The sequence below is a fragment of the Hyphomonas sp. genome (assembly GCF_041398465.1).
GTDB lineage: Bacteria > Pseudomonadota > Alphaproteobacteria > Caulobacterales > Hyphomonadaceae > Hyphomonas.
This window is the reverse complement of sequence record NZ_JAWKUS010000002.1, coordinates 531,510-550,496: the sequence shown is the minus strand read 5'-3', so window position 1 is coordinate 550,496 and position 18,987 is coordinate 531,510. Positions and strand designations below refer to the sequence as shown.

Genomic DNA, 18,987 nt, shown 5'->3' with positions numbered 1-18,987 from the left:
GACAGCCCTGACTGACGTTATCCTGACGGTAAATCGCGCATCTGCATGGGCGGCATGCGCGAATGCAGGCGCCTGAGTGCTGAATTTTCAGGCAGGGCGGGCAGCGGGGAAGCGAAGCGCGAGACCGGATACTTCGGGCAGGCAGGTGACAAGCTCACCGCCATGGGAGTCTGCGATCCGGTCCGCGATTGCCAAACCGAGACCCGCTTCGCCGCCGGGTGCCCGGTCTGCACGGATGCCGCGCGCTTTGAGTCTTTCGAGCTCATCCGATGTCAGGCCGTGTCCGCCATCAATGACGGCAAGGTTTGCGCCGGGGCCTGCCCGGACGATGACTTCGCTGCCTTCTGGCGCGGCGCGCAGGGCATTGACGATCAGGGTCCGAAGCGAGGCTGCCACTGCTTCTTCCAGCCCGCGAAAGGGTGCGGGAAGATCGGTTTCGACCGACAGCTCCCGGCCTGCCTGGATTGCGGCAGGCGCGAGTTCCGCGACGACGCGGCGCGCCAGCACATCTGGCTCAATCAGGTTCCGGCGCTGTGCGGTATCCGGCGCATTGCTGCGCGCGAGCAGGAGCAACTGGTCGACCATATCGGAAAGCGCGTGAATTTGGGCTCGCAATGGCGCGGCGTCTTCTGCGGGCAGTTTGTCCAGGGAAAGCGCAAGGATGGAGAGAGGTGTTTTCAGCTCATGGGCCGCGTCGGCGGCAAAAGCCTCTTGCCGCCGCGCATGGGCTGCAAGCCGGCTGGTGAGTTCATTCACCGCTTCGGTGAACGGGGTGAGCTCGCTTGGCAGCGCATCGGGTGGCATCTGGTAGCTTCGGAGCTCCTGCGCGGCTTCTCTTACATCTCCGGCGATGGCTTTGAGCTGGCGCTCAACCCGGCGAACGACCAGCAGTGCGCCGAATCCGAACAGGAGCAGGAACACCCCGAAGGGCACGAGCACGTGTTCGGTGATTTCCCGGATGGTTCGCCAGAGTGGAGGCGGATTCGGGCTGAGCAGTCCGTATTCGTAGATCACCATAACGGTAAGCACGACACCTCCGACAAGGCTTGAAATCAGGAGGCCGCGAAGCAGTCTGCCGGCGATGGAATTCATGATGTCCTCCGGTTCCCAAACAGGTAACCCACTCCACGCACCGTGTGGAGGATGTCGTCCTCGCCTGCTTCGGACAGTCTCCGGCGCAGACGGGATGCGACAGCTTCGAGCGCGTTCGGCGTGACCGGATCTGCGGCGCTGTAAAGGGCGCCTTCAATTCGCTCGCGCGGTACGACCTTGCCCGCATTCCGCAACAGGATTTCAAGGAAGTCAGCTTCCTTGCGCCCAATGGCGAGCGGCCGGCCAGCAAGTTCCGCCTGTCGGCTGGTTGTATCGAAGGTTACGTCGCCAACCGTCAGGACAACCGGATCGCGCTTGCCGGGCCTCCGGATCAGGGCGCGCAGGCGGGCGGCGATCTCTTCGACTTCGGCGGGCTTCACCAGATAATCGTCTGCCCCGGTGTCCAGACCGGTCACCCGATCGTCCAGTGTGCTGCGGGCGGACAGGATCAGAACCGGCGGGCGGTCAGCGGGCAGGCCTCGCAGCCAGTCGATCCCGTCACCGTCCGGCAGGCCGAGATCCAGCATGATCACGTCAAATGTCCCGACCGCCATGTGATCGTCTGCTTCGGCGATGCCACCGGCGATGTCGCTGTCGATTCCGCGCGCGCCAAGGCGTTCGGCCAAGAGGTTCGCCAGTTCGCGATTGTCTTCGATGATCAGTGTCCGCATGCGGGTCCGGAGTCCAAGGTTTCGGAGAATTCTATCAGCAAAAGCTGACAACGTCCTGACCGGATACATCAGTCAATTGACGCATAAGATACTCAAAAGCAGAGTATGGCACCACGATCTGGACAAGCGCCGCGAGCGGGCTATTGCATGAAGCCATGAGCCAATACCATGACCTGCTGATCGCGCTTCGGAAGATCACTCGCGCCATTGATATGCACTCCAAGAAGCTGGCGAAGGATACCGGGCTGACGGCGCCGCAGCTCCTGGTTCTCCAGAGCGTGGCGGGGGACAAGCGCGCCAAACCCAGTGACATCGCGCGGCAGGTTCATTTGTCTCAGGCAACAATCACCTCCATAGTTGACAGACTGGTGCGCGCAGGACTGGTTGTGCGAGAACGCAACCAGCACGACCGGAGGAGCCTTGAGGTCGTGATTACTGAAGAAGGCAAGCGCCGCCTGATAAATGCTCCGGAATTGCTTCAGGAAGGTTTTCTGGAAACTTTCGAGGGGTTGGCCGATTGGGAAAAATCACAGCTGGTTTCCAGCATGCAGAAAGTTGCATTCATGATGAATGCGGACAATCTTGATGCCGCGCCCATTCTGGAAGTCGGTGATATCAGCGAGGCCGATACCTAGCGATCCTCGATTTGCTCCAGTTCGTTTTCCGGTGGGGTATCCCACTGGATGTGCCGGTTATCGAGAACAACGATGTTGTCGCGGCTGACAATGGTCGCGTTCGTTTGAAAACCAAGCAATTGCTTGGTGGGAATTTCCTTGTTGCGCGCGAGAATGAGCGTTTCTTCCGCAGTAAAATTCGACAACCCGCGGGCACGTTCATTGCCTGCTTCATCATATATGTGAAGCACGTCACCCCGGACGAATGCGCCCTGAATTGATTGAATGTCCTGACGCAGTAGTCCGCGCTCCCCACGGCAAAGCGCATCAACTGCCGTGTCCGAAACGACAATGCTGCCAGCCATCTGAAGGCGATCTGTAAGCCACGTCGTCCAGTCAGTTGCTGGTTTGTCGTGCGCAATGCACTTCGTGTGTTTACGGGACCCGTCGAGCAGGGAAGTGACCGGATGTTCGGCTTCGCCGTTCCCGATAATCGTGGTGCAGCCAGAATTCTGGGCCATGTTGGCTGCCTGCATCTTCGTCAGCATACCACCGCTGCCAAGATTGCTGACGCCCTTTGTGACTTCCAGAAACTCGTTCACGTCGTTCACCGTTTCGACCAGCTGCGCGCCCGGCTCTTCCGGGTTGCGGTCGTAAAGGCCGTCCACGCATGTCAGAATGACGAGCGTTTCGGCCTGAACCATCTGTGCAACCTTCGCGGCGAGCCGGTCATTGTCGCCCACGCGGATTTCCTCGGTGGTTATGGAGTCGTTTTCGTTGACGATCGGAGTGATACCGGCCTGGATAAGCCTGTGCACTGTGTTCTTGGTGTTGAGGAAACGGCGCCGGTCTTCAAGGTCTTTCAGCGTGATCAGCACCTGCGCGATGTCGAAGCTGTATTCATGGGCGACCTGCTTGTAGGCGTTCAGCAGGATGGGCATGCCACATGCGGCCGCTGCCTGCTTGTCCCGCAAACCTGCCGTTTCGGGTGTCTCGCCAATCGTGCTCAGTCCAAGAGCTACGGCGCCTGACGAGCATATAACGACTTCATATCCTTCATCACGCAACGTTTTCACATCGTTGAGCAATTGCTGGATGAACGCCCACCGGGGCGTCAGCAATTCCTCATTGGCGAGCAGGCTCGATCCGATCTTGATGACGATACGCTTAGATTTAGGCACACAGGGCTCCCTTGGTTCCTCGGGCTACGACCTAGGCTGCGTTGGAGTGGATCGCAACTCGATTAGAGCACAAAGTAACAGTCTGGAGGTCCATTTCGTGGTGAAGGCTCCGAAGATCTCCCTAAATTAACAGTCTGTTGTCCCTATTTGTTCCGTCAGCAGGCGGGAAACAAAAGGAAACCGCAGTAGAAAATTTGAATTCAAAGTAAGATCAGCCTATGTGCGGGGCAATGAGATTCGGAGGACCCATGCACGTATTGATGGTTGGTTGTGGAAATATGGGCGCGTCATTGCTGTCCCGTTGGGTGGATGTTCCGGGTATGACTTACTCGGTTGTCGATCCGGTTGCGACGTTTCCGGATTCGCGTGTGCGGATGTTCAAGTCGGCAGCAGACATTGAAGGCGGCCCATTTGATCTTCTGATTATCGCCGTAAAGCCGCAGATGATCGCTGACGTCATTCCGGATTACCTGGCCCATGTTCGGGAAGATGCGCCCGCACTTTCAATTGCTGCAGGCGTTTCCTGTGAACGGCTCGAATCGATCGTCGGTGCCCGGTCGGTTATTCGTGTCATGCCGAACATGCCTGCGAGCATTGGTAAGGGCGTGAGTGGGTTGCTGTTCAATGACAAGGCTCCGGACGAGGTCAAAGAGCGGGCTCGGACGATGATGCGTGCAGCCGGCTCTGTCGTGGAAGTCGAGCAGGAGGATGGCCTAGACAGGTTCACCGCGATTGCGGGAAGTGGGCCCGGATTTGTCTTCGAGATTGCTCGCGCATTCATGGAAGCTGCGAAAGAGTTGGGCTTTGACGACACTCAATCCCGAAAGCTCGTGCTGGACACGATAGCCGGAACGGTAGAGATGGCGAGCCAGTCAAAAGATGATCTGGCTGATTTGAGGAACGCTGTTACCAGCAAGGCTGGTGCGACCGAAGCCGGGCTAAAAGAACTGAACGGGAATGGCGAACTCTCCAAACTGTTGCTTGCCACGACGCAAGCCGCTTACAACCGCACTGTTGAGTTGCGATAAACTTGGAGCTTTTCGTCAGGGGGGGTGGCAATGACGCCAAAAATTGAGCCTGCGTGGTCCTCCTGACTGCGCTCCCGCTTTGAAAGTGCTGTCATCGCGTCGAACTCGTCAGCCCGGTCGGCGCAAGTCAAATACGAACACCTGAAAAAGTGAGCCTATGAACTACGAAGCTCTGATCTCTCTTGCGATTTATTTTATCCTGATGTTGGCCATCGGCCTTTACGCATACCGGAAGTCCACCAGTGACGTCTCCGAATATATGCTTGGCGGGCGTCAATTACACCCTGCCGTTGGCGCCCTCTCCGCAGGAGCATCCGACATGAGTGGCTGGATGCTCATGGGGTTGCCGGGGGCGGTTTTCGTGTCGGGATTCAGTGCCGCCTGGATCGCCGTTGGGCTCGTGATTGGTGCTTATCTGAACTACCTGTTCGTTGCGCCTCGTCTGCGCGTTTATACAGAACTCGCGGATGACGCGATCACAATTCCGGATTTCTTCGAGAAGCGCTTTCATGACAAGTCGCGCGCTCTGCGCGTTCTGTCGTCGGTTGTGATTGTCATCTTCTTTACACTGTATACATCTGCAGGCGTTGTTGCCGGCGGCAAGCTGTTCGAGGCCTCGTTTGGTCTCGATTATCGCGTGGGCCTGTTCCTGACGGCCGGCGTTGTGGTGGCCTATACGCTGTTCGGCGGGTTTCTGGCCGTCAGCCTTACTGACTTTGTTCAGGGCTGCATCATGTTTGTGGCGCTGATTCTCGTTCCAATCGTCTCTTTCATCGTCCTGAAGAATGAGGGCGACTGGGCTTCCGCTGCAGCGTCTGTTGATCCTGGCTATTTCGGCATGTGGCCGAAGGGCATGACCGTGATGGGAGTGATCTCATTGCTCGCTTGGGGGCTCGGCTATTTCGGTCAGCCCCACATCATCGTTCGATTCATGGCGATACGCTCCCTCAAGGATATTGCGACTGCGCGTTACATCGGGATGAGCTGGATGGTCGTCACAGTGGTCGGGGCCGTGCTGACCGGTATCGCCGGGTATGCTTATACATATGCTCATGGAATGCCTGTCGATGATCCGGAAACGATCTTCATTATCTTGTCCCAAATTCTGTTCCATCCGCTGGTAGCCGGGTTCCTCCTGGCGGCGATTCTGGCGGCGATCATGAGCACGATTTCGTCTCAGTTGCTCGTGTCTTCGAGTTCCCTGACAGAGGACTTCTACAAGACCTTCCTGCGCAAGGACGCGAGCCAGAAGGAATTGGTCGCCGTTGGCCGGATATCGGTCCTCGTCGTTTCGCTCGTTGCGATTGCTCTGGCGTTTGACCGCTCCAGCAACATCCTGTCGCTTGTCGGTAATGCCTGGGCGGGCTTCGGCGCTGCATTCGGGCCGATCATCCTTCTCAGCCTTTACTGGCGGGGCCTTACCCGCGATGGCGCGCTGGCCGGTATGATCGTTGGCGCCGTGACGGTACTGTTCTGGTTGTACGCGCCTGTCGAGATCGACGGAAAATCCCTCTCGGAGACTATCTACGAGATCGTACCCGGCTTTGTGTTCGGAGGCGCTGCCGCAATCCTGGTCAGCATTGTCGGCCGGGATGTGTTGCCTCATGTCTCGCACCGTTTCAGCGAAATGGAGAAAGCGATGGAAGACGGCAAAAAGTAAGCGGGTGAATCGAAACGGCGCTCAGGCGCCGTTTCGCAGGCGCGCGTGATAGCTTGCGACAAGGAAGCTGACTTCCTGCGTGATCTCGTCTTCCCGTTCCGGGTTTTCAAGCGCCATTTCTGTTGCTGAAAACATCAGCTCCATTGTCAGTTTGGTCGCCATTTCCAGGCGGTCTTCCGGAATGTCCGGCAGGTTCTTGCGCAGGGCTGCAAGGATTTCAGCGCTTACGAGATCCCGGGATTCCAGACGGACTTCTTTAAGAACCGGTATGACGCGCATCACTCGGACAACCCATGCGCCGCCAGGAAATAATTTCGTGATTTCGTTCACGCGTTTCTGGATACGGAGAATGCTGTCGGCGGAAGCTTGGAAAGACTTCGCATCAATACCGCCCTTGCGCAGCCAGTCGAAGACAGCCTGGTCCTGTGCTTCCATGAGGCGCCGGCCAAGTTCATGAAGAATGGCGTACTTGTTCGGGAAGTACCGATAGAGTGCAGGAGGCGTTAGGCCCGCGCGCTTGCAGACCATGTTAGTTGAGAGGCGCTCGAAGCCGACCTCTGAGAGCAGGTCGCCTGTGACAGCAAGGATGGTTTCGAACGTGTTTCGCGCTCGATCCTGCGAGGGGGAAACCTTGGTTTCCAGCTCAACAGCGGCCGGCGCCTGAGGAGAGCCGTCCGATGGCGCTTGATTGGTCAAACCTGACTCCTGACCCGCTTCAGGCATCATTTATCCTCAGACCCTTGCTCGCCCTCGTTCGCGCAGAACGTGAGGGAGGAATTGCTACATTTCCATGACAGATAAGCCCAGGCGAAGCGACAAGTCTACGCCATCCGTATCCCTGGTCTCGTTTATAGCGATACAATTACAAGACTTTTTGTTGTTTTTCATGAAGCGCCAATGACCGTCCATCGGAGAGAAGAGACTGATAGGATGCTCATAAACCCTAAGAGTCAGAACGCTTTATGTCCTGGATGGTCGACCTGTGGTGGAAGCGAGAGGGGAGGGGAAAAATATGAGAAAAAAAGCCGATGGATCTGGATAGAAACCTGCTTCAAAGCGTCTTGATTCATAGGCGACGTTAAAAGGGCAATAGAAAAGTATGGTCAGCAGGTTTTTGAGTTCGTGCCTCGTGGCGGCGTGCGTCGCCGGATCTTCGTTTGCCCAGGACCTGGCGATCACTGGCGTAACCGTATTCGATGGCACGGGTGCAGACCCATACAAGGCGACCGTTATGTTCGATGACGGTCTCATTTCTGCAGTCGACAAAGCAGCCGGCCCTGCGCCGAAAGGTGTGCCTGCAATTGATGGAAGTGGCCTGTCTCTTCTGCCGGGATTCTTCGATCTGCACGTTCACTACACGCCAATCGGCCAGCCAGCGACGACACCGCAGATCTCAGAAGAATATGCTAAAACGGGTGTGACCTCGGTCTATGATTTTGCCCAGCCGCCGGAAGCCTTTGCGCCACGGCGCGAGTGGTTGGAATCGCTGCCAGGGCCGCGAGTGAATTTTGCCGCGCGCATGAGCACGACCAATGGGCATGGTGCAGACTGGTCTGACAAAAGCACCACTAAATGGGTCAACACGCCCTACGCGGCGACCGAGGCGGTGAAGGAGCTGCTTCCTTACAAGCCTGATGTGATCAAGGTATTCACCGACGGGTGGCGCTATGGCTCCGGCGTTGACAATACCAGCATGAACGAACCGACTTTGACTGCGCTGGTCGAAGAAGCGCATTCGCATGGTTTGAAAATCCTTACCCACACAGTGACCAAGGACCGGGCTGAACTAGCCGGCCGCGCTGGTGTGGATGTGATTGCGCACTCGGTGCTGGACGCGCATGTGGATCAGGAAACGATTGATGCGCTGAAAAGCCATGGGACGGCTTATGCGGGTACGCTCGCGGTTTACAATCCCGACAAGGCGGAAACCACGGAGTTTGAGCGGCAGCACCCATCCTTCAAGTCGCGCCAGCTCCGGTTTCAGATTGGTCTGGACAACATGAAGGCGTTGTATGAAGGCGGTGTTCTGATCGCGCTCGGTACCGATGCGGGTATGCCGCGCACGCCACATGGATATTCTTCGCTTTCCGAAATGGAACTGATGGTGCGCGCCGGTCTCCCAGCAAAGGCGGCCCTGATGGCGGGAACATCAAACAGTGCGCGCGCCGTTGGTGTTTATGACCAACGTGGTTCGATTGAGGTCGGCAAGGATGCGGATGCCGTCCTGATCGCCGGAAAACCATGGGAGAATATTTCCGATCTGCACAATACAAAATATACCTTTGTTGGTGGCAAGAAGGTATTTGGGGAAGGGGCGCCCGCGCCGGTTGCTGCGACCGTGATGGCGTCTTCCAGGATCACAAGTGCAATGATCGACGACTTTGATCGCGAAGATGGTCGTTCGTCGCGAGATACGCTCGTTGTCGGCGATCCCGACGGTGGAATGGAGCGCAGCTGGCAGGTTTTCGAGATCCGCGATGACGCCGAGCGAGGTGGGGTTATGCACCTGTCTGCGGATCTTGCGCTGCGTGAGGATGCGCGAGCTGGTATCGCAATCCCGATGAATGCAGGTTTCGTTCAGCCTGCGGATGGGACACCGTACAATGGTGTTGCTTTTGACATGCGTGGTGATGAGAAACCTTATGCATTTGCTGTGTCAACGACCGAGGGGCGCTGGACGCACGAATTCGAGGTCGGAGAAGTTTGGCAATCCATAAGAGTTCCGTTCAAGGACTTAATGCCTCCTGCCGAGAATGCGAAGTGGAGTGGCGAGGGAATCGTTGATGTGCGATTTTTGATCAAGCGACCGGGCGGTGATGCTGCTTGGTTTGAGCTGGATAATGTCAGTTTTTTCTGAGCTCTAGCATCAATCTGGCGACTCGTCGGTGTGGTCGTTCGGTATAGGGAGGGTACAGAATATCAGAAGAGCGATCGCGACTTTCGCGATCGCTCTTTTTGTCTTCCAGTCTTAGATAAGTTGAGTGATCCGTGGGTGGTGGGATTGCCTGCGCAGGTGCAGCATTTGTGTGCACTTGACATAAAAATGAAAGAAATTTTCTTTTTTGCGTGTGCGAAGAGAGGCTCGCAGCTAGCCTTGAGATTGCTCAAGGATGAGCAAGGTGTGAGGTCAACGGCGACCTCTTGAATATCCGAATACAGATTTAAAAGTTCTGGTCACGTTCGATCGTGCCAGCGGGTGCAAGCGATGCGCGAATGTCCGGCAGGGGGTCTGCCGGCAAAGGGGAAGCTTGCGGGAAAACGAAAGCTCAGGAGTCAGCAAGAAATGAAATCCAGAGGATTAACGGGGTCGATGGACAAGACCGGCGTGGCGCAAGTCGCGAAGTCGGGGCGCTTCATGCGGCGTTGTGCAATGACGGTATCTACGAGCGCACTTTTGCTCGGCGTGCTGTCGCAGGGGGCGTTGGCCCAGGAGGCGGAAGACGACACCGCTCAGATGGAAAAGGTTCTGGTTGTCGGTTCCCAGATTGCGGGTGCCAAAGTTTCAGGTGCTCTTCCGGTTTCGGTAGTTTCGCCTGACGAAATCGAAGCAACCGGAGCTGTGTCTGCGGAAGAGCTTTTCCGTACCGTTCCGTCTGCTGGCGATATTACTTTCAACGGTACCTACCTTGGCGGTGGTAACTCGAACGCAGCTCGAGGCGACGTGTCAACGGTCAGCCTGCGCGGTCTCGCTCAGGGTAACACGCTGCTCCTGATCAATGGCCGGCGTTCCGTCGTTCACCCGACTTCGCAGACCGATAACCAGACACCCGTCTTTGGTTACAACGTCAACGCTGTTCCGGTTCAGGGGCTGGCACGAGTCGAAGTCCTGAAAGACGGCGCTGCCGCTCTGTATGGTTCCGATGCTGTTGCGGGTGTTGTGAACAACGTTCTCCGGTCAGACTTTGAAGGTCTCGATGTGAACCTTCAATATGGTATGGCCGAAGGAACCAACCTGACGGAATTCACCGGGGATATTCTCTACGGGACGGATTTCGCTAACGGCAAAGGTAATATCTCTGTTTATCTGGGCGGCACGACGCGGGATTCCCTGCTGCGTTCCGACCAGGACTACACGAACCTAGCGGATATGCGCCCGCTGACTGATGGCACCAACTGGGCTGGCGTCGCTTGGGACAACCGTTCGACCTGGACCAGCCCCTGGGGCCAGTTCACGCCCATCGATACCTCCATTGGCCAAATCAGCGCAAACGGCACGCCGTTTACCGATGCAGCGGGCACGTTCCACGTTCAGCCGGCAGACTTCGGCGCTGGCTGTCAATATGATCTGGGTGGTGACATCTGCTACGGCGGCGGCAGCATTTTCACATCGGCATATAGAGATATGCGCCACGATGATCTGGAGACGTTCGACACCCTGACTATGCTCCCGGCAGTCGATCGCTTCAACATGTTCAGCTTTGTCAACTATGACGTATCTGACAGCCTGAGTGTGTACGGCGAAGCCGGATACTATACCGCGACCTCTGAAGCCGTCATCGCTTCCAGTGGTTCGCTTGGTTCGGGGCCGATCTACATCGCTGCAGACGCATACTGGAACCCGCTGGGCCCCGTCGGTTCAGCGAACCGCATCGATGGCCTGAGCGCCAATGTCCCGGTTGAGGGTGTCGATCTTGTGATCAACTCCTATAGCGCTGTGGATGCGGGCACACGTGACGTTACCGTAGACAACGAGCAGATGAGGCTTCTGGCTGGCGCAAAAGGTGATGCGTTCGGATGGGATTGGGATTCCGCAATCCTCTACACTGAAGCAACAGTGAAAGACTCTGCTGACGGATACGATTCGCGTCTGTTCCAACGGGCGATCAATCGTACGGATGCCACTGCATACAATCCGTTCTGTGGTGGTGACCCGGCTATTCCGGATGTCGGCGCACCGGATTGCAATTCCGCGGAGACGATAGACAGCTTCCGCATCACTCAGGTTCGTGAGAACAAGACAACCTTGGCTCTGGCTGATTTCAAGGTCTCCAAAGCTGATCTGTTCTCGATATGGGCCGGTGATATCGGTGTTGCGGGGGGTGTCGAGTTCCGCCGAGAAACCTATAAAGATGACCGCGATCCGCACCAGGATGGTTCGCTGCCTTACTATGACCAGATCACTGGCGCGCTGGTCTCAGACTCCAGCCTAATGGGGCATAGCCCATCGCCGGATGTCTCGGGTAGCCGCAACGTTTCCTCGGCATATTTCGAAGTCGCAGTGCCGCTGGTTTCGCCGGAGATGAATATCCCGTTCGTTCAGGCGATCGATCTGCAAGCTGCGGCGCGTTACGAAGACTATTCGGATGTTGGCTCGGTTTCGAAGCCGAAAGTCGCAATGTCCTGGGACGTCATCGACGGTCTCCGCTTCCGTGGATCATGGTCGGAAGGCTTCAAGGCGCCGAACCTGGAAGTGGTGAACACTCCGCTTCTGGAACGCGTCAATGGATATCCGGACTATATTCAGTGTGAGGCGGCTCTCATCCAGAACCGGATCACAGACTACAGCCAGTGTGCAACACTCGGTGTGACGGTTGCCAGCCTTCGCTCGGGTAACTCAGAACTGGAACCAGAGGAATCCGAAAGCTCGTCATACGGCGTTGCTCTGCCCCACAGGGGTGGTCCACCGGTTTTGTTAGTCCGGCGGTTTTCACGTAGCGGCGTTCATGCCGCTACCTCCTCACAGTAAGGCGGTATGAACGCCGCGGGCAAGATGGTTTGTGGAGCGGGTGGCCGGTAGCCCAGAGAAGAGTGCGGGCGCGCGGTGTTGTAGTGCCGCCGCCAGGTTTCGATCAGGATCTGGGCCTCCCTGAGATCGAAGAAGATTTCCCTCGCCAGCAACTCGTCCCGGAGCTTGGAGTTGAAACTTTCGCAGTATCCGTTTTCCCATGGGCTTCCCGGTTCGATATAGAGCGTCTTCACGCCGATACGTGCCAGCCAGTCACGGAGGGCTGTTGCAATGAACTCAGGGCCATTGTCAGAGCGTATGTGTTCCGGCGGCCCATGCCGAACGAACAGCTCACCCAGCGTGTCGAGGACATCCCGTGAGTTCAGCTTTCGCTCGACTCGGATGGCGAGGCACTCCCGTGTAAACTCGTCGACCACACACAGCATGCGGAACACACGTCCATCATGGGTGCGGTCCTGCACGAAGTCATAGGACCAGACATGGCCTTTGTGCGCCGGCCTCAGCCGCACACACGAGCCATCATTCAGCCAGAGACGACCGCGTTTTGGTTGTTTCATCGGCACTTTCAGCCCCTCCCGTCGCCAGATGCGGTAAACCCGCTTCTCGTTCACATGCCAGCCATCATTTCTGAGGAGCGCCGTGATCCGGCGATAGCCATACCGGCCGAACCGTTCGGCCAGGCGGATAATCGCCGATGTCAGGGCGTCCTCATCATCTCGCCGTATGGGCTGCTTGCGCTGGGTCGAACGGTGCTGGCCGATCACACGGCAAGCCCGGCGTTCGGAGACGCCAAGCTCTTCCACCACGTGATCGACTGCAGCACGACGACGCGAAGGGCTTAGAACTTTCCCCGCACGACTTCCTGAAGGATCTGGTTGTCCAGCGTGAGATCAGAGACTGCGCGCCGAAGCCGGGCGTTTTCCTTCTCCATATCTTTCATGCGCTTGGCTTGGTCGACCTGCAGGCCGCCATACTCTTTGCGCCAGCGGTAGTAGGTCTGTTCGGTCACACCGACGGCGCGCGCCGCCGAAGCTGCAGTTTCACCGCGAGCGAGGCGAACCTCCACCTCCCGCAGTTTCGCAATAATCTCTTCAGGCTTGGCTCTCTTGCCCATGTCTCAGCTCCATATCTGAAGCCGGAACTAACTCAAATAACGGACCACTTTTCGGGAGGCAGACCAATGTTCGCCCGCCCGGGCAACCTTTCGCGGGTGAACCGCTTGCACCTGGAGCCCAGGCGACCCCCGGATTTCGGCCCGATGATGCGGGCGGGTTAGATCGCGCGAATTTGAGTGCTTACGGCGAACTGGGCTGGAGCCCGTCGGAGACCTTGTTCCTGAATGCCGCCGTGCGATACGAAAACTTCGACGACGATGCGGGTGATGAGCTGATTTACAAGGTTGGTGGGAGATACGCACTCACCGACTGGTTTGCACTTCGGGCGTCCTACAACACCGGGTTCAGAGCGCCGTCTCTCGCGCAGCAGGCTTATTCTTCAACGACCAGCCAGTTCAGGGATCTGGACGGCGATGGCGTAACCGAGCTTCTGCTTCTGAAAAACTTGCCGGTTAATTCCGTCGCCGCCCGCGCGCTCGGCTCATCGCCCCTCAAACCAGAGACGTCCCGGAATACCAGTTTCGGCTTTGCTTTCACGCCGCGTTCGAACCTGTCCGTGACGGTGGACGCTTACCAGATCGATCTGGATGACAGGATTGTGGTTACGTCGACCTTCTCACCGTTGGACACCAGGCTATCCGCCGACGGAATCACCACGATTGGTGAACAGGTCCAGGCGCTGTTGGTGGCCAACGGGCTCTCATCCGGCATCAGCGGGCAATACTATACAAATGCAATCGACACCCGTACACGAGGTGTGGACGTAGTTGCTACTTATCGGGTGTATACGGAATATGGCGACTTCGAGATCATTGGCGGGCTCAACAGGAATGAGACGGACATTGTGGTCATCGTCGAAAATCCGCCAGAGCTGGAGGCGCTGGGGGATATCGTTATATTCGATCAGAGTAAACAAGCCGCGCTAACCGATGCGATCCCGGACTCGAAGATCAGTATTGGCCTCGGGTGGAAGCGGGGCCGGTTCAGGGCGAATGCGCGCACCACGCGCTTTGGTCGATACATGGTCCGAAATGCGACCAATCCGGAAGAGGACTTTGATGTTGACCCGGAGTGGGTCGTTGGCGTGGAAGTCGGATATGCCCTGTCCGACAATTTCACCATCTATGCGGGTGCCAACAATCTGCTCAACACATATCCAGAGCAAATCAGTGAACCTGGAGAGACGAACGGATCGAACATGTACAATACTTTCGCGCCATTTGGTTTTACCGGAGGGACATGGTTCGTTCGCGGGGCTTTCAGCTGGTAGGCTGATCTGCCAGAAGCGCGTTCGGAATGGTTGCCGAAGATGAGGCCATCCATAGCGAACGCGCTGCCAATGTCCGGCACAAAATTGTGCAGGGCGGCGTGGTCTCCGCCGCCCTGTAAAAGATTATTGCGCCTGATTATTGCCCGGCGTTCTGGAGTTCCGCGCTGAGGCGATCGCGCAGGTCGCGTTTGACGAACTTGCCGCTGGCATTGCGGGGCAGGGCGTCTGCGATGAACCAGACATAGCGGGGCACTTTGTGCTTCGCCATCGTCGCGGCGCAGTGAGCCCGGAATTCATCCGCGGTCAGCTTTTCGCCGGGCTTCAACACAATGGCGATGCCAACCTCTTCGCCTAGCCGGTCGTCCGGCACGCCGAAGACACTACACTCGGCGATGGCCGGGTGAGTATAGGCAACAGACTCGACTTCGGCGCAGTAGACGTTTTCACCTCCGCGCAGCACCATGTCTTTCTTGCGGTCGACGATGAAGATGAAGCCATCCTTGTCGATCCGGGCGATATCACCGGTGTGCAGCCAGCCGTCCGTGATCGATTCAGCGGTCGCCTCAGGTCGGTTGATATAGCCCTTGATGACGGAGGAGCCTTTCACCCAGAGTTCACCCAGCTCACCGGGCGGAACGGTGTCGCCCAGTTCATCGACGCATTTGACTTCGAAATTGGGCATGGCCGGTCCGGCGCTATCCGGCTTGTCGACGAAGAAGTCTGCAGACACGGACGTGATGATCCCGCACGTTTCTGTCATGCCATAACCGGTGGCCGGGCGGGCCGTTGCGATTGTGGATTCGATCTTGTGGACCAAATCAGGCGGTACTTGTGCCCCGCCGCCCGAAAGCTGGACGAGACTGGATGTGTCGGTCTTGGCGAAGTCCGGGTGGTTGATCAGTTCTCTCCCCATGACCGGCACGCCGCCCAGGCTCGTGACCTTTTCGCGTTCGATGATCTTCAGCGCTTCGCCAGCATCCCAGCGGTACATCAGAACGATCGTGCCGCCGACCGCGGTCGTCGCATATGCTCCACAATTGTTTGCGGTGACGTGGAAGAGAGGTGTTGTCAGCAGCCCTACGGGCGGGGGCGGATCTACCGGAGGCTCGACACCCGTAGCGCGCTGTACGGCCAGTGCTGTGGACGCTCCGGCATACAGCATGTTCATGAGATTAGCGACGCAACCACGCTGGGTTAGCTGTGCGCCTTTCGGAAAGCCGGTCGTGCCGGATGTATAGAAGATGCAGGCGTCCGAGTCCGGATCGACCGTGACGTCCGGCATATCACCGCCATGGGCGATGACATCGCTCCACGGTATAATGTTGGGTGGCAGGTCCGGTATCCGGATGCCGACAAGTGTCATGGAACCCGTCAGGTCCGGCTCGTCCTTGACCCGTTCGAGCCGTTCGGCATCCAGAAACAATACCTTGGGCTCGGAGTCTTTCAGGGCGTAGGCCATCTCTTCGGCGGTCCACCAGGCGTTCATGCCTACGACGGTGACTCCGACAGACGTGGCGGCCCAATAGATGAGGAGCCATTCAGGGTAGTTGCGCATCGCAATGGCGATCCGGTCGCCCGGCTGGACGCCTTGGTCAAACAGCCAGGCGGCAATCGCGTTTACCTGTTCATGGGCTTCGGCGTAGGTGAGCCGCTCGTCCTCATAGACCAGATAGGTACGGTCGGCGAACTCCTTGGTGGCCGCCCAGACTTCCCGAATGCTGGACGGGGCATTCTTGTACACGCGAAGCCTGTTGCCGAGCACGTCGGCTTCAACGATCTCGAAGTCACCGCCCGGTCCGGTCAGTTCTTCACGCGCTTTCAGAAGTTCTGCGTAGTGCATGGCTCTCCCCAATGTAATTTTTGGGGATCATACATGCCTTCCCGGCCAAGGAAATGACTTGCGTAGGGGCAAGTTAGTGCGCAGAGGCTGCGTTCCGGCGTCAGTTTGACGCCGGAGCCGGTCTGCCTAGTCGCGGACGGCGACAACTTCGATTTCGATCAGCCACCCAGGGTTGGCAAGCCCGGCAACTTCGAACACCGAGCGAGTCGGCAGGTTAGGCTGCTCTTCGGTCCCGAAATACTTCACATAGCCTTTCATGAAGCCGCCGAAATCGAGCGAGTCTTCACCCGGTGCGGCCACGATGTAGACCTGCATCTTGATGACGTCGCTCATTGTGAGGCCCAGCCCCTCAAGGCGGGATTCAATCGTCGCCAGCGTCGTTTCGGTTTGTGTGGTGATATCGCCATAGGCCGCCGGCGATCTCGGCTCCGCTGTTTCATCCGTGACGGTCGGGCCGGCACCGCTCAGATAAACCAGCGTTGCGTCGGCAGGAACTTCGACAGCCTGGAGGATTGGAAAGTCCGAGCCGGGGATCTTGTGGCGGATGACTTCGCTGTCTGCGGCATCACAGGCGCCAAGCGCGATGGCGGCAATGGAAAGAAGAGGGGCGGTCAGGCGCATGGGTTTCACTCCGTAATCTGATTATTGAGGCCGGCTGATTTCGACCTGTTCGGTCGTCGCGGCCGGTTCGTAGGTATTGCCGCCCAGCCCGGACTGCAGATAGTTGACGACAGCGGCAACCTGCTCGTCAGAAAGCGTATGCGCGAAGGACGGCATCGCTTTGTAGCCGTTCAGGATGATAAAGACAGCATAATCGGGATACTCAAGCTTCTCGTTCCCTGCGAGCGCGGGGTACATTCCGCCGCCAACGGCGCCTTCGCCCTTGGGCATATGGCACCCTGCGCAAAGCGTGGAGTAGATTTCCTCGCCGCTCGTCACGGTGACGCCCGGGCCATCGAAGATCTTTTTCTCCAGAGGCGTTGGTTCGAAGCTGGTGATTTCAGGAATGCCTTCATCAGCATGTATGCTGAATGCGGTGGCCGCGAATGCGAGAGCGGTCAGAACGGTGCGGGTGGTGGTGGCTTGGTGTTTCATCCGTTGATCACCTTGTCATGCAGTCTGCCGATCGCGTCGAGAGAAGACTCGATCGCGCCTTCCAGCCAGGCACCAAGATAAGACACGTGCTCGCCTGCGCAGACAACACGATTGTCGATTTTTACCGCGTTGGCGTAGTGGGTTTCCTTGTTCCGCCAGATGCCGAAACAACCGAGCACCCATGGAACCTTGTGCCAGACGACGCTGACGCCGGTCTTGTATTCTTCCAGGTATTGCGGGTGGATCTTGGATCCGAACTCGATCGCCCATTTGATCCGGTCTTCCGGCTGCATGGCATTGAATTCATAGGCTTGTGCGTCATCCCATGTGTATCCGCCCAGCAAAACGGCCGGCCCTTTGGTGAACAGACCGCCGGAAGGATAGGAGATCATTTCAATAGGCAGGTCAGTGTAGCTGATCCCGCCATAGATCTTTTCATCTTCTTCCCAGAAGCGCCGTTTGAATTCGAGGCCCCATTTGGCTGAGCCACGATAGAAGACGTCGTTGACCGCCGCCGTGAGTTCCGGCGAAAGATTGTGGTCCATCTGGCCCAGGATCGAGAACGGTACGGTGCAGACGCACCAGTCCGCCTCCGCCGTCAGCGTGTCGCCTGTGCGGGTATCCTCGTAGGCAACTTTTACGCCATTGTCGTCCTGCTGAAGTGAGACGACTTTGGAGTTGAAACGGATCAGATCACCGACTTCCCGCGCAAAGGCCTGCGCAATCATGTCCATGCCTCCGACCGGCTGGAACATCGGCATCTGGTGATCGAGCAGGTCGGCGTCGGCGAGCCGGTGCCAGAGGTTCGATTTCAGGATTTCGGACAAGCTGATCGGATCTGATGGGGAAGGTGCACCATCGAACCCGGCACCCGGCGGCTTTCCATAGCCGCGATACATGCTCGTATAGCCACTTTTCTTGTAGGAATTCGTGCCGTCGAGCGCACCGGTCGCGCGGAGGGATTCGATCAGGGCTTCCTTGTCATCAGAGGTAAGCATGTCGTCCAGCCGGTTCTGGTCGACCGCCTTTGCCAGCAACTCTGACGTCTGCCCGCGATAGTCGGTGGCGATGTGCTTGAAGCGCTGCGGCTTGCCGCCGAAGGCATTGCTGTTGTGGAGATAGGCGTTGTGGTTCTGCTGGACGAACGGTTCGAGTTGAACGCCAAGACGCTGGCAATAGTCCAGGACGCCGTGGTGATCATAAGGAATGCGCCATGGGCCCGGATTGATGTAGTTGTCTCCTTCAAAGGAGACGTGCTGGGTTGCTCCACCCATCTCGGTGTAAGTGTCGCCGCCGCGCAGCGTCCAGCAGCGGCCGCCTGCTTTCTCGCGGTATTCCAGAACTTCGACATCATAGCCGGCTGATCGCAGTTCGAGAGCGGCAACCATGCCCGCAAGACCGGCGCCGAGGATAAGGACTTTTGCGCCTTTCGGGTCTCCGTCGAGTTTGATCGGCCCTCTATAGGAAGAGGGCTGGACGTGATGCATGGCTTTCATCGCGGAATAGAGTGCGGCGCTGCCTGCTGTCGCGCCGATCATCGCCAATGCGTACCGCCTGGTCGCTCCCTCCATCGTACCCTCCGTTTTTGTGTCCGTGGTAGGTGTAGCAGTGTGGGCGTAAAGGGAAAACTGGCCGGGTTTGCTGCATTCGGTGTGGTGGACCAAATTTCGGTCAACATTGCATGTCGCAGACGTCGAGTGGCGTGCGGTTTGTGCAGTCGGCTAGCGGGAGGCGG

Annotated in this window: 15 protein-coding genes; 6 read left to right on the top strand and 9 right to left on the bottom strand. The window is 57.6% G+C overall.

Annotated elements, in window-relative coordinates; all coding sequences use genetic code 11:
- Positions 1 to 87: 87 nt before the first annotated feature.
- Positions 88 to 1,092 (bottom strand): sensor histidine kinase, encoded by a 1,005-nt coding sequence (locus tag R3C98_RS09190; RefSeq protein ID WP_371313810.1) that lies wholly within the window; start codon positions 1,090 to 1,092, stop codon positions 88 to 90.
- Positions 1,089 to 1,763, bottom strand: a complete 675-nt coding sequence (locus tag R3C98_RS09185) for a response regulator (protein WP_371313809.1) — start codon at positions 1,761 to 1,763, stop codon at positions 1,089 to 1,091. The genes R3C98_RS09190 and R3C98_RS09185 overlap by 4 nt, the downstream gene beginning before the upstream one ends.
- A 155-nt stretch (positions 1,764 to 1,918) precedes the next feature.
- On the opposite strand from R3C98_RS09185, the gene R3C98_RS09180 reads away from it, so the two are divergent.
- On the top strand, positions 1,919 to 2,398 hold the full coding sequence (locus R3C98_RS09180) for a MarR family winged helix-turn-helix transcriptional regulator (protein ID WP_371314030.1): 480 nt from the start codon (positions 1,919 to 1,921) through the stop codon (positions 2,396 to 2,398).
- Here R3C98_RS09180 and proB read toward each other — a convergent pair.
- Positions 2,395 to 3,558, bottom strand: coding sequence for a glutamate 5-kinase (gene proB, locus R3C98_RS09175; RefSeq protein ID WP_371313808.1), 1,164 nt, complete (start codon positions 3,556 to 3,558; stop codon positions 2,395 to 2,397). The two genes, R3C98_RS09180 and proB, sit on opposite strands and share 4 nt — an antisense overlap.
- A 320-nt stretch (positions 3,559 to 3,878) precedes the next feature.
- Between proB and R3C98_RS09170 the strand changes: the two genes are divergently transcribed.
- Entirely contained in the window at positions 3,879 to 4,586 is a 708-nt protein-coding gene (locus R3C98_RS09170) for a pyrroline-5-carboxylate reductase family protein (protein ID WP_371313807.1), read from the top strand.
- A 157-nt stretch (positions 4,587 to 4,743) separates the two neighbouring features.
- Positions 4,744 to 6,246, top strand: a complete 1,503-nt coding sequence (putP, locus tag R3C98_RS09165) for a sodium/proline symporter PutP (RefSeq protein WP_371313806.1) — start codon at positions 4,744 to 4,746, stop codon at positions 6,244 to 6,246.
- A 21-nt stretch (positions 6,247 to 6,267) separates the two neighbouring features.
- On the opposite strand, the gene R3C98_RS09160 is transcribed toward putP, so the two are convergent.
- On the bottom strand, positions 6,268 to 6,942 hold the full coding sequence (locus R3C98_RS09160; RefSeq protein ID WP_371313805.1) for a TetR/AcrR family transcriptional regulator: 675 nt from the start codon (positions 6,940 to 6,942) through the stop codon (positions 6,268 to 6,270).
- Between the two features lie 535 nt (positions 6,943 to 7,477).
- Here R3C98_RS09160 and R3C98_RS09155 point away from each other — a divergent pair.
- On the top strand, positions 7,478 to 9,103 hold the full coding sequence (locus R3C98_RS09155; protein WP_371313804.1) for a CIA30 family protein: 1,626 nt from the start codon (positions 7,478 to 7,480) through the stop codon (positions 9,101 to 9,103).
- A 426-nt stretch (positions 9,104 to 9,529) separates the two neighbouring features.
- On the top strand, positions 9,530 to 11,932 hold the full coding sequence (locus R3C98_RS09150; protein ID WP_371313803.1) for a TonB-dependent receptor domain-containing protein: 2,403 nt from the start codon (positions 9,530 to 9,532) through the stop codon (positions 11,930 to 11,932).
- Here the strand turns inward: R3C98_RS09150 and R3C98_RS09145 are convergent.
- A protein-coding gene (locus R3C98_RS09145; protein WP_371312552.1) for an IS3 family transposase occupies positions 11,908 to 13,046 on the bottom strand; the annotation gives its coding sequence in 2 pieces (ribosomal slippage) (positions 11,908 to 12,788 and positions 12,788 to 13,046; 1,140 coding nt in all). The genes R3C98_RS09150 and R3C98_RS09145 overlap by 25 nt on opposite strands.
- A gap of 11 nt (positions 13,047 to 13,057) precedes the next feature.
- Between R3C98_RS09145 and R3C98_RS09140 the strand changes: the two genes are divergently transcribed.
- A complete protein-coding gene (locus R3C98_RS09140) occupies positions 13,058 to 14,317 on the top strand; it encodes a TonB-dependent receptor domain-containing protein (protein ID WP_371314029.1) in 1,260 nt (419 codons plus the stop codon).
- A 136-nt stretch (positions 14,318 to 14,453) separates the two neighbouring features.
- Here the strand turns inward: R3C98_RS09140 and R3C98_RS09135 are convergent, their stop codons facing one another.
- From R3C98_RS09135 to R3C98_RS09120, 4 genes are all read right to left on the bottom strand, one after another.
- On the bottom strand, positions 14,454 to 16,157 hold the full coding sequence (locus R3C98_RS09135; protein ID WP_371313802.1) for a class I adenylate-forming enzyme family protein: 1,704 nt from the start codon (positions 16,155 to 16,157) through the stop codon (positions 14,454 to 14,456).
- A 126-nt stretch (positions 16,158 to 16,283) separates the two neighbouring features.
- Entirely contained in the window at positions 16,284 to 16,778 is a 495-nt protein-coding gene (locus tag R3C98_RS09130; protein ID WP_371313801.1) for a RidA family protein, read from the bottom strand.
- A 21-nt stretch (positions 16,779 to 16,799) separates the two neighbouring features.
- The gene (locus tag R3C98_RS09125; RefSeq protein ID WP_371313800.1) at positions 16,800 to 17,252 is read right to left on the bottom strand and encodes a cytochrome c; all 453 of its coding nucleotides are present in this window, start codon (positions 17,250 to 17,252) and stop codon (positions 16,800 to 16,802) included.
- Entirely contained in the window at positions 17,249 to 18,823 is a 1,575-nt protein-coding gene (locus R3C98_RS09120; RefSeq protein WP_371313799.1) for a flavin monoamine oxidase family protein, read from the bottom strand. Before R3C98_RS09120 ends, R3C98_RS09125 begins: the two co-directional genes overlap by 4 nt.
- Between the last annotated feature and the right edge of the window lie 164 nt (positions 18,824 to 18,987).